Source organism: Mycobacterium tilburgii (assembly GCF_902168065.1).
GTDB lineage: Bacteria > Actinomycetota > Actinomycetes > Mycobacteriales > Mycobacteriaceae > Mycobacterium > Mycobacterium tilburgii.
In genome coordinates this window covers 1-13776 of the sequence record NZ_LR655712.1, presented here as the reverse complement: position 1 = coordinate 13776, position 13776 = coordinate 1, and the positions used below count along the sequence as shown (strand labels likewise).

Below are 13776 nucleotides of genomic sequence, written 5' to 3'. Positions count from 1 at the left end.
CCGGTGGCTACGTCGCCGGTTTCAGAGCGGTCGGCCGTCGCGGCGTTGCTGTTGCTGCCCCTCGCCACCGGTCTGGCCGACTCGATCAGTATCTTGGTCCTCGGTCACGTGTTCGTCGCCAACATGACGGGCAACGTGATCTTCCTCAGCTTTTAACTGGCCCCGCGCACCAACATCGACCTGACGGCGGTGTCGGTAGCGTTCCTCGGCGCAACCCTGTCGCGGTTCTTCATTGCCCCGGTGTTCGTCCTGGTGGCGGCGGTGGTGGCGGTCATCCTGTTGATCTTCCAGTTCGGCAGGCCGCGTGTGAGAGTTGCTGCGGCAGAAGACGTTTAGTTGAAGGTCAGCCAGCTGGGCAGGGCTCGCTCGTGGGAGTCGCACAGCACCTGGCGAGTGTCGCAGGATCCCCGCGGCGAACCCGCGCCGGCCCACATGCCGCCGGTGTCCCGGCGCAGCACGATCGCCGAGAATCCGCTGCCGTCCAGCAGCACGGCGGTATCGCTACCCAGGCCGCGGAACAGGTCCTGCATGTTGTCAGGGGTGTAGCTGCCGCCCTCGAAGATGTACATCTCGTCGCGCTGCTTGACGTAGGCCAGCGCCGTGCGCGCCGCGCTGGGACCACTATCGTGCAGCTGTTGGGTCTGGCCGGGCCCAACAGCCCGACGCCCGAGACCGCGACGAACTTCGCGTTCTTGTTGAGCAGGTCCGCCACCACCGGGGTGGCGGCGTCGTAGTCGTTTTTGCCGCGCGGCCACACCACTTACGGGGCGTCGCCGGAGGGCAGGATCATCGTGTTCAGCGAGGACCAGTTCTCGCCGCCGGAGAGCCCTTGCTTGCCCGGGTAGACCGCGGTGCCGGTGACGGCCTGGGGTTGGCGCGGCCCTGCCCGTTGGTGTTGTCCACGAATGCACCCAGTGGCGAGCTGCTGCCGGTCTGCCGCCACGACCCGGCCATCTGCCCGCGCACGTCGAAGAAGTTGGCGTTGATGGCGCGCTGGTCGGCTGTCCCATCCGTTGCCATGCCTGCAGCGGCGTGTAGAGCTCGGATGCCTGCCAGAGCCCCTCGCCGGTGCGGGCGCCGGGGTTGTGCTCGCACCGGGCCTGGTCACCCCGGTGGGTGTCGACCAGCAGGTGCGGCGCCAGGCGTGCCGACGCGTTCTTGATGATCATCAGATGCCCGCCCAGCGACCGCTGGCATCCAGCAACGATGTGGGATGGCCGGGCCCGAAGTTGTACACCAGGTACGAGCCCTTGGTGGCGTCGATCGCGCTGGCGAGCATCTCGCGGCCGTCGGCGGCACGCGCGACGGGCGGCGCGATCGTGCTCGTAAGGACGCCGCAGGCGAACATGGCTGTCAGGCTGGCCGCCACGCGGTGCCAGCCGGCGAGTCGTGTCAGCACGGCAGCCCTTTCGGCCCTGATCCGGATACAACATCCACATCATCAGTCCATCAGTCACACTGTCAACCAAAATAACGAACGTGTGACGCTTAGGACGCGCGCGAATTACGTTTGTTCGCTTGCTTTTTCGGGATCGGAATCGGCCGGTTCGGCGTCGGTATCTGCGTCAACGTCTGCCGGTACGCTGGTGCTCTCGTGCTTGCCGGCCCGGGCCTTCTGCTGCGCCTGGTGGGCTTCGGCGATCGCCAGCTCGACGGCGCCGGGGATCCGGTGAAAACCGCTGCGGTCGTACATGCGGGTGATGATGCCGCCCACCAGCAGGCCGATCACCAGGCCGATCGCCGTCATCCACAGCGCGTGCGAAAGCCCCGCCGCTGCGGCGCCGTTGAGGTACACCAGAGAGCGCACCCCAAGGAACACCTGGTGCATCGGCTCGAATTTGGCCAGCCAGCGGAAGAACGGCGGCACCGCCTCCAGCGGAACGGTGGCGCCGGCTGACGGCAGTCCGAGGATCACGAAGACCAGCATGCTGAACAGCAGGCCCATTGAACCCAGCACGGCGATAAGTGAACTGGAGGTGACCCCGACCGCGACGACGGCGAAGACGCCGAAGGCCCACAGCTGCCAGCCATGCTGGATGGGCATGCCCAGGCCGTGCGCGATGGTAAGGTAGACCGCCGAGGTCAGCAACGCCAGCATCACCATGATCAGCCACTTCACCAGCAGCGTGCGGAAGCGAGAGATGTTGGCCTGCTGGGCAAATCGGTACACCGGCCCCCACTCGGCCGGTACGTAGCCGAGCAGCGAGTCGACCAGGGTGGACACCACGATGCTGCCGGTGAACCCGGCCAGCAATAACAACAGCGCGTAGTAGAAGGCCGAGAGTCCGTTGCCGGTGCCGTTTGGAAGCGGGTTGTACACCGCTGATTTGATGTCGACGGGGCTGGCCAGTCCCAGCTGCGCCGCCCCGGTCAGCGGCGCCCCACCGATCTGTTGCGTGAACTCGGACGAAAGATACTGTCCCACTTTGATGTTGGCGGTAGCCATGGCCTGGCACAGCGTCTGTCCGGCGATGCTGGCGCCGAGCGCGCCGGCCCGCGGATTGGTAAAGATCGTTACCGACGGCCGCTCTGCCTTCTCGGGTGTGACGGCGCTGGCACCGAAGTCGCGCAGGTTCGACGAGAACGTGGGCGGGATCAGCAGTTCGCCGTAGACCTGCGCCCGGTCCAGCATCTGCCTGGCCTCGTCGTGCGACACCACTCGGACCTCGAACTTGTTCTTGTCCAGGGCCGAAACCAGTCCATCGACGATCTTGGGCCCGGCGGTCCCGGCGTCCTGGTTGACCACCGCGATCGGAAAATGACGCAGATTGGTCTCCGGATTGAGGATGCCGCCGAGGTAGAGTGCGCACAGCGCCGACATCAGGGCGAGGGTGGCACCGATCGGTAACGCCCAGAACTTGACCGTTCGCAGTGCCTTGACATTTCGGCCGGGGTGCGGCACCGCGTGCCGCGGTTGCGCTTTCGACATGCCAGCTCCTGTCTGTCACGCCTACTCTATTAGCCGAGCTATTGGCCTAGGCGCCCAAATCTTGTGTGCATTTCCACACCAACAGGTCCGTCGGTTCGAGAGCGGTCAGCTGCGGGCCGTCGGTGTCGGTAATCCGGACCGCATCGCCGTCAGCGATCTCACCCGCCCCCTCCACGGTGAGCCGGCCCACGGCACGAAGACGTGCAGGAACGGGGCGGCGGGTGCGGTGACGCTGTCGCCGGGTCTCAATCGCGCGCCGTGTAACGCCGCACCGCGGTTGTGCACAAAGATGGCTGTATCACGTCCGGGCAGGCCCGAGGCGATGCTCACAAGTTCGGCGCCTATGTGGGCGATTTCATGCTGTTGGTAGCCGGGGAGATCCCGGTTTCGTTGGGAACCACCCACATCTGCACAAAATGCACCGGCCGCGTTGCGGAGTCGTTCTTCTCCGAATGCAGGATCCCGCTGCCCGCCAACATGTGTTGGGCGGGATAGATCACGCCGTGATTGGCCGGCCGAATCCTGGTGCGTCAGTTCGCCGTCCAGCACCACGTCACGATCTCCATGTCCCGGTGCGGGTGGGTGTCGAACCCCGATGCCGGTGCCACCAGGTCGTCGTTGTTGAACACTAGAATAGAACCCCGAAATGGGTGTTCTGCGGGTCGTAGTGGTCGCCGAAGGCGAACGAATACCGGGACTTCAGCCAGGGCGTGTCGGTGACGGCCCGATCGGCCGCACGCCGGATCTTGCAGGAGCGGGCATGACCTCAGCATAGTCAGGGTCATCGTACCCCGGGTGCCGAGCAGTCCCTGGGCGTGCGCGAGCGCGGCGAGCAGCCCGGTCAGCCGGTGGTGCAGCGACTGGTGGGTATCGTCGAATCGCCATGCGTCGTAACCGCGGAACCGGATGTCGGCGAGCACCCCGTTGCTGCTGTGCGATTTCCGGACGACTCAATCGTGGTGTCACGCCCCGCAGCCAGGCCGCCGCGAAATCGTCGTCGCGCCAGGCCATCGCGACCAGACCGAACGGCGGGTCGATCGGGAAGCGCTGGCCGACGGCGTGCTGGCCGTCGGCGCCGTGCTCCACCGCGTCGACGGTGGTCAGGTGCCGGTCACCCGATCTTCGACATCGAACAGCCCGCGCCCAGCGTGTCGTGCAGAAAGGTGAGGGCAACGCGGCCGCGGTCCAGCAGCGGGAACTGCACGCGCAGCCCGTGTATGAGGCCGAACAATCCGCTACCCAGGCAGAAGCGGCGGTCCCGCGCCGGGTCACCCACAACCGGTTCTCCAGTTCGGCGAGGACCAGCGCGCAGGTCGAGGTGCTGATGCCACAGCTGCGGGCCAGCTCCGCCGAGGGCCGGGGTCGTTGGGCGTCATCGCCCTGCGAGGCGTGTTCGACCACCCCGAACTGAGCTGACCGATCTCGTCGTGCACAGCGACACCAAAACGGGGAGGGACGCCGGGGGAGCTGTGTGGCATCGGGCCGGTGGGCGTGGTAGCTACCCAGGACCCGGGCTCGATGCTCGCCGGCTATGCCGACGCGGTGGTGTACGCCGCCGCCAACCTGCGGCCGCTCGAGGCCGTGGCCGACATGGTGTCGATCCTGCGGGCCAGGAAGAACGTCGTGTCGTGTTCGGTGGTGCCGCTGGTGTATCCCGACGCGCCGGGGCTGGATCGTGCGGCGTTCACCGATCCGCTGCGTGGGGCCGCGCTGGACGGCGGGGTGTCGTTCTTCACCACCGGCATAGACTCGGGGTTTGCCAACGACGTGCTGCCGCTGGTACTCAGCGGCGTGTCCCGGGTCATCGACTCGGTACGGGTGACGGAGATGTTCAACTACGCCACATACCCGGACCGGGCCGCCGTCTACGGGATCCTGGGATTCGGCAAGCCACCCGAGTTTCCGGCGTTCGCCGCGCAGCCGAGCATCTTCAGCTTCGGCTGGGGGCCGGTGCTGCACCAGCTCGCCGCGGGCCTGGGCGTCACGATCGACAGCATCGAGGAGAGCAACAAACGCATCCCCGCTGCCGAATCGTTCGACACTCCCACCGGGCACGTAGCGGCCGGGACGATCGCGGCCATGCGTTCAACCCTGACCGGGCTATGTCGCGGGCAAGCCGGCGTCCGTCGTCGACCACGTCACCCGCATGCGCGACGACATCGCACCGGACTGGCCCCAGCTGCGGATCAGCACCCCGCCGAAAGACCTCGGGTACGGCCCGGCGACCGGGCGCGGTGTCCACCGCGTCGAAATCGATGGCTCACCGACCATCCGCTGCGAGTTCGAGATGACCTGAGGACCACGACCTGGGTGCGCGTATCGCCGTCGCGTCGCGGATGGTCAAACCGGTCATAGGCCTTCCAGGCCCGCAAGAACGTCTCCTGCACCAGGTCCGCCGCGTCGTGCAAGGACCCGGTCATCCGGTAGCAGTGCGCAAGCAGTTCACGGCGATTAGGGTTCGGCGTGGGCCGAGAAATCACCCGCGCCGCGCCTTCCTGCGTCGCCGGTGTTCTCCGTGAGCAAGCACCCGACCGAGCCTACGCAGAGTCCCGGACAATAGCGTCCCAGGAGCCCATTACGCTGCCCCTAATGATTGAGGACTCCCCATGGACCCGCACCGAACGGAACTTCGACGGTCTGGGCGGCGTGCGCATCGTGTACGACGTCTGGACCCCGGACGAGACCGCGATGGCTCCGCCGCGCGCCGTCGTGGTGCTCTCCCACGGCCTCGGGGAGTACGCCCGGCGCTACGACCATGTCGCCCAGCGCTTCGCGGTAGCCGGCCTGGTCACCTACGCCCTGGACCACCGCGGCCACGGCCGTTCCGGCGGCAAGCGCATGCTGGTCCGCGACATCTCCGAATACACCGCCGACTGCGACACCCTGGTCGGCATCGCGACCAGGGAACATCCGGGCCTCAAGACCGTCGTGCTCGGGCACAGCATGGGCGGCGCGATCGTCTTCGCCTACGGCGTCGAACGCCCGGACAACTACGACCTGATGGTGCTGTCCGGCCCGGCGGTGGCGGCCCAGGACCAGGTCGCGTCGTTACTAGCCGTCGCGGGCAAGGTGCTGGGGGTGATACTGCCCGGGCTGCCGGTGCAGGACCTGGAGGTGCAGGCCATCTCCCGTGACCCCGAGGTGGTGGCGGCCTACCAGGCCGACCCGCTAGTTTACCACGGCAAGGTCCCGGCGGGTGTCGGGCGGGCGATGCTGCAGGTCGGTGAGACGATGCCGCAGCGGGCGCCAGCGCTCACCGCGCCGTTGCTGGTGGTGCACGGCGAGCAGGACCGGCTGGTGCCCGTCGCCGGGAGTCGCCGCCTGATCGAGTGCGTGGGATCCGCCGACGTCACGTTGAAGGTGTACCCGGGGCTCTACCACGAGGTCTTCAACGAGCCGGAGCGCGACCAGGTGCTCGCCGACGTCGTCGGCTGGATCACCGACCGGCTATAGGGCTGTGGATTTCGGATGTTGTCGGACCGCTCCCGTATTTTGGCGCTATGCCGCGTCGGCGACGATGCAGAGCGCAGCGATGAGGAGGAGCGGCGCTAGTGAGCGACGAGAAGATGTTGGCGCGCATCGCTGCGCTGCTGCGTCAGGCGGAAGGAACCAACAACGCTCACGAGGCCGACGCCTTCATGAGCGCCGCGCAACGGCTGGCGACAGCCGCATCGATCGATTTGGCCGTGGCGCGGTCCCATTCGTCCAACCGGTCCGCGGCGCAGACGCCGACACAGCGGACCATCACCATTGGCGAGGCCGGCACCAAGGGCCTGCGCACCTATGTGCAGCTCTTCGTGCTGATCGCGGCCGCCAACGACGTCAAATGTGACGTCGCATCGAATTCGACGTTCTGCTACGCTTACGGGTTCCCCGAGGACATCGACGCCAGCCACGCCCTGTACACGGGCCTGGTGGTGCAGATGGTCCGGGCATCCGATGCCTATCTGGCGTCTGGTGCGCACCGGCCCACGCCGACGATCACCGCCCGGCTCAACTTCCAGCTGGCGTTCGGCGCCCGCGTCGGCCAGCGGCTCAGCGAGGCCCGTGAGCAGGCGCGACGTGAGGCCACCGAGGACCGCAGCCGCCGGCCCGGCACAGCTATCGCGTTGCGGGACAAGGATCTTGAGCTGCGCGCCTACTATCGCACGGCGTCCAAGGCGCGCGGCACCTGGCACGCTAGCCGGGCCTCGGCCGGATATTCGTCAGCGGCGCGCCGCGCCGGCGATCGGGCCGGACAACGCGCCCGGCTCGACAACAGCGCCGATTTGCCGGGAGCGCGGAGCGCGCTGGGGAGGTGACCTCGCGGGATTCCCAGCGTGCCAAGGTGTACGCGGCCGAGGAGTTCGTCCGCACGGTGCTGGACCGTGCCGCCGAACACGGGTCTTCGGCCATCGACTTTTTCGGCACCCAGTTGACGCTGCCGCCGGAGGCGCGATTTGGCTCCGTCACGTCCGTGGAGCGCTATGTTGACCAGGTGCTTGCGATACCGGCAGTGCGGCAACGCTGGCCCGAGGTCGCGCCGCTGAGCGTGCGACCCCGCCGCGCGGACACCGCGGCGCACTACGAAAACCGGTACGGCACAGGAGTTATCGCGGTTCCGGATCGCGACACCGCGGACTGGGCGCTGCGCGAGCTGGTGGTGTTGCACGAGGTGGCACATCACCTGTGCCAGGTGCAACCACCGCACGGCCCCGAGTTCGTCGAGACCATCACCGGGCTGGCCGAGCTGGTGATGGGTCCCGAAATCGGATATGTGCTGCGGGTCGTCTACGCCAAAGAGGGTGTGCGGTGACGATCCCGACGCCCGGGCGCGCGACGTCGAGAGTCAAATGACCGACACGGAGCGCTTCACGCTGCTGGTGGCGGTGATGGGGCAATCCGACCTGTGTCCGCTGCGCGACGAACGCATCCCGCCGGGCACCCCGATGAGCGCCGGATACGTGCCGGGCATTCCGCGCCTCGGTGTGCCGGCCCTGCGGATGAGCGACGCCGGCCTCGGGGTCACCAACTCGGGTTACCGGCCGGGCGACACCGCGACCGCGCTGCTGGCCGGATTGGCGCTGACACGCCTCGTGCGCGACCCGCGCACCGGCCGCAACTTCGAATACCTTTCCGAGGACCCGCTTTTGACGGCGACGATCGTCGCGGAATCGGTCCACGGGATCCAGCAACAGGGCGTCATCTCGACAGTCAAGCACTACTCCCTGAACTGCAACGAAACCAATCGACACTGGCTGAACGCGGTGATCGACCCCGACGTGCATCGCGAATCCGACCTGCTTGCCTTCAAGCTCGCCATCGACGCTCCCAGCCCGGTGCGGTGATGACGTCCTACAACAAGGTCAACGTCCACTACGCCTCATCGAACAGCGTTCTGATCAATGACGTGCTGAGACACTTGGGGTTACCGCGGTTGGGTCATGTCCGACTGGGGCCGCCTACGCCGACGGCCGGTTCCCCAAAGAGTGGCTCTCCGATATGGTGCGGCGGATCTTGCGCTCGATGTTCGCGATCGGAATCGTCGACGACGGATCCGCGTCCGGGTGCCGTCTCCGAACCGGATATGGCCGCCCACAACGACATTGCGCTGCAAATCGCGCGTCAGGGTGCGGTGCTGCTGCAAACCGCGGAGTGCTTCCGCTGGCTCCCGGCGCGCGGATCGCCGTCATCGGCGGCCATGCGCACCTCGGTGTGCCGACCGGTTGCGGATCGAGTGCCGTTGTCACACCGGGAGGGTACGCGGCCGTGCCGTGATCCCGATCGGCGGGCCTGGGTCTGACAGGCAGCACGCGCAACCTTTACCTGCTGCCGTCCAGCCCGGTGGAGGAACTGCGCAGACTGTTCCCGGATGCGCGACTCGAGTTCGACCCCGGCCTCAGCCCGGCTGGGGCGGTGTGGGTTGCCCGCCGATCCGATGCGGCGATCGTGTTTCGGAATCAGGGTCGAGGGCGAGGGTTTCGACAGCGCCGACCTGTCGTTGCCGTGGGGACAGGACGCAGTCATCGCCGCCGTCGCGGCGGTCAACCCGAACACGGTGGTGTTGCTGGAAACCGGCAACTCGGTTGTCATGCCGTGGCGGGACGCCACGAACGCGATTCTGCAGGTGTGGTACCCTGGCCAGGCGGGTGGGCAGGCGATCGCGGATATCCTTGTGGGCCGGGTGAACCCGTCCGAGCCGCCTGCCGATCACCTTCCCGATGGATCTCGAGACACCGCGCCCGGAGTTACCCGGTGCGGATGCGGCGGTGGGCACCCCGATCACCATCAACTACTCCGAGGGCGCCGAGGTCGGATATCGCTGGTTCGCCGGCCGCGGCCACGAGCCGCTATTCGCGTTCGGACATGGGTTGTCCTACACCAGGTTTGACTACCAAAATTTGATCGTCGTCGGCGACGACACCATCAGGGCGAGCCCGGATGTCACCAGCACCGGCAAGGTTCGTGGTGCCGACGTCCCGCACCTGTATCTGACCAAAGCGGCCAGTGCGCGCCGCGTACGGCTACTGGGATTCGAACGAGTAGAGCTGGACCCAGGCCAGACGCACCGGGTCAGTATCGCGGCCGACCCCTCGGCTGCTAGCCCGCTATGACGGTGCCGCCTGGCGCATCGCTGCGGGCCGCTACCGGGTGGCGGTCGGCGCCTCGGCGGTCGCGTTACGGCTCACCGCCGAGGTCGAGTTGGCCGGCCGCGCGTTCGGGTGCTAATGGGCGAGGAGAAGGTATTGCTCGACGTGCGACCGGCCGCGAGTATTTACTTGACCGGGACCAGTGGCGAGCCGCAGGTGCAGCGGTAGTCTTCGCCCGATCCTGAGCAGTGGCAGCCAACCTCGATGCGGACGCGACAGCCGCAGCCTTCGTGACCGCACGTCAGCAGAGTACCCTCTTCGTAGTTTGCCATGTGAATCACCTTTGTTAACTGAGGGATTCCGTATCCCGTTGGAATCCGTCGATTACCTCGTCCGACGCGGGTTCTTCTCGCCTTGCTAGCCGCAGACCGCGCCGGTCGCGGCGGACTTGACCAGCTTGACGTACTTGGCCAGCACGCCGGTTTTGTAGCGCGGCGGGGGAGGGGTGAAACCTTCTCGCCGGGAGACGAATTCGTTTTCATCTACCAGTACATCGAGAGTGCCGGCAGCGACGTCGAGCCGGATCCGGTCGCCATCACGCACGAACGCGATCGGTCCGGCGTCGATCGCCTCCGGCGTGATGTGCCCGACGCACAGACCGGTCGTTCCCCCGGAGAACCGGCCGTCGGTGAGTAGCAGCACGTCCTTGCCGAGCCCGGCACCCTTGATGGCACCGGTGATCGCCAGCATCTCACGCATGCCGGGCCCGCCCTTCGGGCCCTCGTAACGGATCACCACCGCGTCGCCGTTGGTGATGGTGCCGTCCTCGAGCGCGTCCAGCGCCGCCCGCTCACTATCGAAAGCCCTTGCGGTGCCTTCGATCAAGTCCGAATCGAACCCGGCAGACTTGACCACCGCACCCTCCGGGGCGAGGCTGCCGCGCAGGATGGTGATCCCACCCGTCGGGTGGATCGGATCGCTCATGGCGCGTAGCACCTTGCCGTCCGGGTCGGGCGGGTCGATGGCGGCCAGGTTCTCGGCCACAGTCTTGCCGGTCACCGTCAGGCAATCTCCGTGCAGCAGACCCGCATCCAGCAGTGCCCGCATCATGACCGGGACGCCACCGATGTGGTCGACGTGCGTCATCACGTGCCGGCCAAACGGTTTGACGTCGGCCAGGTGCGGCACTTTCGAGCCGATCCGGCTGAAGTCCTCCAGCGAGAGATCGACATCCGCCTCGTGAGCGATGGCCAGCAAGTGCAGCACCGCGTTAGTCGAACCGCCGAAGGCCATCACGACCGCGATCGCGTTCTCGAACGCCTCCTTGGTGAGGATGTCGCGTGCCGTGATGCCGCGGCGCAGCAGTTCGGTGACGGCCTCGCCGCTGCGACGGGCGAACCCGTCCCGGCGGCGATCGGTCGCTGGCGGCGCCGAGCTGCCGGGCAGCGACATGCCCATCGCCTCGGCGGCGCTGGCCATCGTGTTGGCGGTGTACATGCCGCCGCACGCACCCTCGCCGGGGCAGATCGCGCGCTCGATGGCGTCGACGTCGTCGCGCGACATCAACCCGCGCGCACACGCGCCCACGGCTTCGAACGCGTCGATGATCGTCACCTCACGCTCGCTGCCGTCGGACAGCTTGGCCACCCCGGGCAGAATCGAGCCGGCGTAGAGGAACACCGAGGCCAGGCCCAGGCGCGCGGCTGCCATCAGCATGCCCGGCAGCGACTTGTCGCACCCGGCCAGCAGCACCGAACCGTCGAGCCGCTCGGCCTGCATCACGGTCTCGACGCTGTCGGCGATCACCTCGCGCGACACCAGCGAGAAGTGCATGCCCTCATGCCCCATCGAGATGCCGTCGGACACCGAGATGGTGCCGAACTCCAGCGGGTATCCACCGGCGGCGAACACGCCCTCCTTGACCGCCTTGGCCAGCCGATCCAGGGATAGGTTGCACGGGGTGATCTCGTTCCATGACGAGCCAACGCCGATCTGCGGCTTGGCGAAGTCGTCGTCGTCCATGCCTATTGCGCGCAACATGCCGCGGGCCGCGGTCTTTTTCAGACCGTCGGTGACGTCACGACTGCGGGGTTTGATGTCGGCGGTTGTCGCGTCGGTACTGAGGGCCATTCGTCAAGTATGTGCGGCCTGGACAAGCCAATTTCAGCACCCATACCCCGCAGGGGTATGTGGTATTCTGAATTAGAGTGACATGCCGCGTGACGCTGCGTGCGTAGCTGGGAAGGTTGATGGCAGAGACGACGAGTCCGTACGGGTATTTGCAGCAAAAGGACAACTACGCCAAACGGCTGCGGCGCATCGAGGGGCAGGTGCGGGGCATCTTCCGGATGATTGACGAAGATAAGTACTGCATCGACATCCTCACCCAGATCAGCGCCGTCAACAGCGCACTGCGGTCCGTGGCGCTCAATTTGCTGGACGAGCACCTCAACCACTGTGTGAGCCACGCGGTCACCGAGGAGGTGCCGGAGGCTCCGGAAAGAGCCCAAGTTAAGCTCGCCGACGCCTCGGCAGCAATCGCGCGGCTGGTTCGTTCTTGATCGGTGACCCAGTTGAGACGGCGTTGCTGGGTCAAGTTGAGCGAATCCGTTGTTGCGGCGCGTACGGTAAGGCAGTGTGATCGCATTAGGCACGACGACCCAGGAACGTGGGTACCCGGCCGATACCGACGCCATGACAGCCGAAACCGCAGCAACCGCCGCTACCGCGCGAACGTGGTCGCCACGGATCGCCGCGCAACTGGCGGTGCTCGCAGCAGCGGCCTTCATCTATGTCACGGCCGAAATCCTGCCGGTGGGTGCGCTCTCCGCGATCTCCCGTGACCTGCACGTCAGCGTCGTCTACGTCGGAACCCTGCTGACCTGGTATGCCCTGGTCGCGGCGCTGACGACGGTGCCACTAGTGCGGTGGACCGCGCACTGGCCGCGGCGCCGGGCGCTGATGCTCAGCCTGACCTGCCTGACCGCCTCACAGGTGATCTCGGCGCTGGCCCCCAACTTCGCCGTCCTGGCCGCGGGCCGGGTGCTGTGCGCTATCACGCACGGCCTGCTGTGGGCGGTGATCGCGCCGACAGCCACCCGCCTCGTGCCACCCAGCCACGCCGGGCGCGCGACCATGTCGATCTACGTCGGCACCAGCCTCGCACTGGTGATCGGCAGCCCGCTGACGGCGGCGCTGAGCCTGATGTGGGGCTGGCGGCTGGCGGTGGTGTGCGTGACGGGCGCGGCGGCCATCGTCACGGTCGCCGCCCGGGCGATGCTGCTGGAGATGGTCCTCACCGAGGACCAACTGGCCTGCGTGGGGCCGCGGTCGCGCCACCACCGCAACGGCCGGCTGATCACCGTGAGCCTGCTGGCAATGGTCGCGGTGACGGGCCATTTCGTGTCCTACACCTACGTATCGGTGGTCATTCGCGACGTCGTGGGCGTGCGCGGGCCGAACCAGGCCTGGCTGCTGGTCGCCTACGGGCTGGCCGGCTTGTTGTCGGTGCCGCTGGTGGCACGTCCGCTGGACAGCCGGCCCCGTAGTGCCGTCATCCTGTGCATGACCGGTTTGACTTGCGCCTTTGTAGTGCTGACCGCGCTGGCCTTCGGCGACCGCGCCACCGCGGCCACCGCATTGATCGGCACCGCCGCGATCGTGCTGTGGGGCGCCATGGCCACCGCAGTGTCGCCGATGATGCAATCCGCGGCGATGCGCAACGGCGTCGACGACCCCGACGGCGCCTCCGGGCTCTACGTGACGGCGTTTCAGGTAGGCATCATGGCGGGCTCGCTGTCCGGTGGTCTGCTCTACGAACACAGCGTCGCGCTGATGCTGACCGCCTCGGCCGGGCTGATGGCCGTCGCGCTGGTCGGCATCGCCGCTAACCGGCGGATGCTTGACGTTGCTCCGTGAAGCTCACGGGATTCATAATTCTGCTGTTCAACGCCGAGAATTGTGGCTCTGGAGGGCGCTGCGGCCCGCGCGAATTAGGTAGCTGGTAATGCTGCTATGCCAGACTGGGGCCAGCGACTGACTGGAGGTATGCATATGTCGGGCTGGACGAGGGCAAGCCTCTTTGCTGCTCTGAACGCAGCCGCAACAGCCGCGGTGCTGGTACTCGGCACCGGTCCCACGGTGGCGGATCCGGACCCCGGTGACCCGGGTCTGGTCGCCGCACCGCCCGCCCCGGCGCCACCGCCCTTCCAGCTGCCGCAGCTGCCGGGCCTGCCGCCGCCACCGGTTGACCCGGCGGTCCCGCCCCCTGTGCCCGGT

The 13776-nt window shown here is 67.1% G+C and carries 9 protein-coding genes and 7 pseudogenes; 9 read left to right on the top strand and 7 right to left on the bottom strand.

The window, feature by feature from the left end; translation table 11 throughout:
* Nucleotides 1-3 precede the first annotated feature (3 nt).
* A pseudogene (locus FQ389_RS19850) lies at nt 4-153 on the top strand (DUF1275 family protein); the annotation flags it as partial.
* Between the two features lie 36 nt (nt 154-189).
* Nucleotides 190-336 (top strand): hypothetical protein, encoded by a 147-nt coding sequence (locus FQ389_RS19845; protein WP_260860667.1) that lies wholly within the window; start codon nt 190-192, stop codon nt 334-336.
* Here the strand turns inward: FQ389_RS19845 and FQ389_RS10575 are convergent.
* From FQ389_RS10575 to FQ389_RS10560, 4 genes and pseudogenes are all read right to left on the bottom strand, one after another.
* Nucleotides 333-1348: pseudogene (locus tag FQ389_RS10575) on the bottom strand (phosphodiester glycosidase family protein). The gene FQ389_RS19845 and the pseudogene FQ389_RS10575 overlap by 4 nt on opposite strands.
* Nucleotides 1349-1504: 156 nt before the next feature.
* On the bottom strand, nt 1505-2929 hold the full coding sequence (locus tag FQ389_RS10570; RefSeq protein WP_144207435.1) for a YhgE/Pip domain-containing protein: 1425 nt from the start codon (nt 2927-2929) through the stop codon (nt 1505-1507).
* A gap of 46 nt (nt 2930-2975) precedes the next feature.
* Nucleotides 2976-3674, bottom strand: a pseudogene (locus FQ389_RS10565) (pirin family protein).
* 16 nt (nt 3675-3690) lie between these two features.
* A pseudogene (locus tag FQ389_RS10560) lies at nt 3691-4330 on the bottom strand (MarR family transcriptional regulator); the annotation flags it as partial.
* On the opposite strand from FQ389_RS10560, the pseudogene FQ389_RS10555 reads away from it, so the two are divergent.
* Nucleotides 4295-5280, top strand: a pseudogene (locus tag FQ389_RS10555) (dihydrodipicolinate reductase); the annotation flags it as partial. The pseudogenes FQ389_RS10560 and FQ389_RS10555 overlap by 36 nt on opposite strands.
* Here the strand turns inward: FQ389_RS10555 and FQ389_RS21235 are convergent.
* Nucleotides 5269-5452, bottom strand: a pseudogene (locus FQ389_RS21235) (sigma factor); the annotation flags it as partial. The pseudogenes FQ389_RS10555 and FQ389_RS21235 sit on opposite strands and share 12 nt — an antisense overlap.
* Before the next feature lie 66 nt (nt 5453-5518).
* Here FQ389_RS21235 and FQ389_RS10545 point away from each other — a divergent pair.
* The 4 genes and pseudogenes from FQ389_RS10545 to FQ389_RS10530 all read left to right on the top strand — a co-directional run bounded on the left by FQ389_RS10545 (nt 5519) and on the right by FQ389_RS10530 (nt 9637).
* Nucleotides 5519-6382 carry an alpha/beta hydrolase gene (locus tag FQ389_RS10545; RefSeq protein WP_144207431.1) on the top strand — a complete coding sequence of 288 codons (864 nt, stop codon included), beginning with the start codon at nt 5519-5521 and terminating at the stop codon, nt 6380-6382.
* A 98-nt stretch (nt 6383-6480) separates the two neighbouring features.
* Nucleotides 6481-7230: a DUF2786 domain-containing protein gene (locus tag FQ389_RS10540; protein ID WP_144207428.1), complete on the top strand. Its 750-nt coding sequence runs from the start codon at nt 6481-6483 to the stop codon at nt 7228-7230.
* Nucleotides 7227-7724, top strand: coding sequence for a TIGR04338 family metallohydrolase (locus tag FQ389_RS10535; protein ID WP_144207425.1), 498 nt, complete (start codon nt 7227-7229; stop codon nt 7722-7724). Before FQ389_RS10540 ends, FQ389_RS10535 begins: the two co-directional genes overlap by 4 nt.
* A pseudogene (locus FQ389_RS10530) lies at nt 7684-9637 on the top strand (glycoside hydrolase family 3 C-terminal domain-containing protein). The gene FQ389_RS10535 and the pseudogene FQ389_RS10530 overlap by 41 nt, the downstream one beginning before the upstream one ends.
* A gap of 46 nt (nt 9638-9683) precedes the next feature.
* Here FQ389_RS10530 and mymT read toward each other — a convergent pair.
* On the bottom strand, nt 9684-9830 hold the full coding sequence (mymT, locus tag FQ389_RS10525; RefSeq protein ID WP_044512704.1) for a copper-binding metallothionein MymT: 147 nt from the start codon (nt 9828-9830) through the stop codon (nt 9684-9686).
* Between the two features lie 85 nt (nt 9831-9915).
* Nucleotides 9916-11628: a dihydroxy-acid dehydratase gene (gene ilvD, locus FQ389_RS10520; RefSeq protein WP_144207422.1), complete on the bottom strand. Its 1713-nt coding sequence runs from the start codon at nt 11626-11628 to the stop codon at nt 9916-9918.
* 119 nt (nt 11629-11747) lie between these two features.
* On the opposite strand from ilvD, the gene FQ389_RS10515 reads away from it, so the two are divergent.
* Complete coding sequence (locus FQ389_RS10515) at nt 11748-12059, top strand: metal-sensitive transcriptional regulator (protein ID WP_144207419.1); 312 nt, start codon at nt 11748-11750, stop codon at nt 12057-12059.
* A gap of 133 nt (nt 12060-12192) precedes the next feature.
* Nucleotides 12193-13416, top strand: coding sequence for an MFS transporter (locus FQ389_RS10510; RefSeq protein WP_144207416.1), 1224 nt, complete (start codon nt 12193-12195; stop codon nt 13414-13416).
* Nucleotides 13417-13776 lie beyond the last annotated feature (360 nt).

Bases quoted from the DNA above. Each gene is read 5' to 3' on its own strand.
- FQ389_RS10570 (WP_144207435.1), bottom strand. From the start codon at position 2,929: ATGTCGAAAGCGCAACCGCGGCACGCGGTGCCGCACCCCGGCCGAAAT.
- FQ389_RS10545 (WP_144207431.1), top strand. From the start codon at position 5,519: ATGATTGAGGACTCCCCATGGACCCGCACCGAACGGAACTTCGACGGT.
- mymT (WP_044512704.1), bottom strand. From the start codon at position 9,830: ATGGCAAACTACGAAGAGGGTACTCTGCTGACGTGCGGTCACGAAGGC.
- ilvD (WP_144207422.1), bottom strand. From the start codon at position 11,628: ATGGCCCTCAGTACCGACGCGACAACCGCCGACATCAAACCCCGCAGT.
- FQ389_RS10515 (WP_144207419.1), top strand. From the start codon at position 11,748: ATGGCAGAGACGACGAGTCCGTACGGGTATTTGCAGCAAAAGGACAAC.
- FQ389_RS10510 (WP_144207416.1), top strand. From the start codon at position 12,193: ATGACAGCCGAAACCGCAGCAACCGCCGCTACCGCGCGAACGTGGTCG.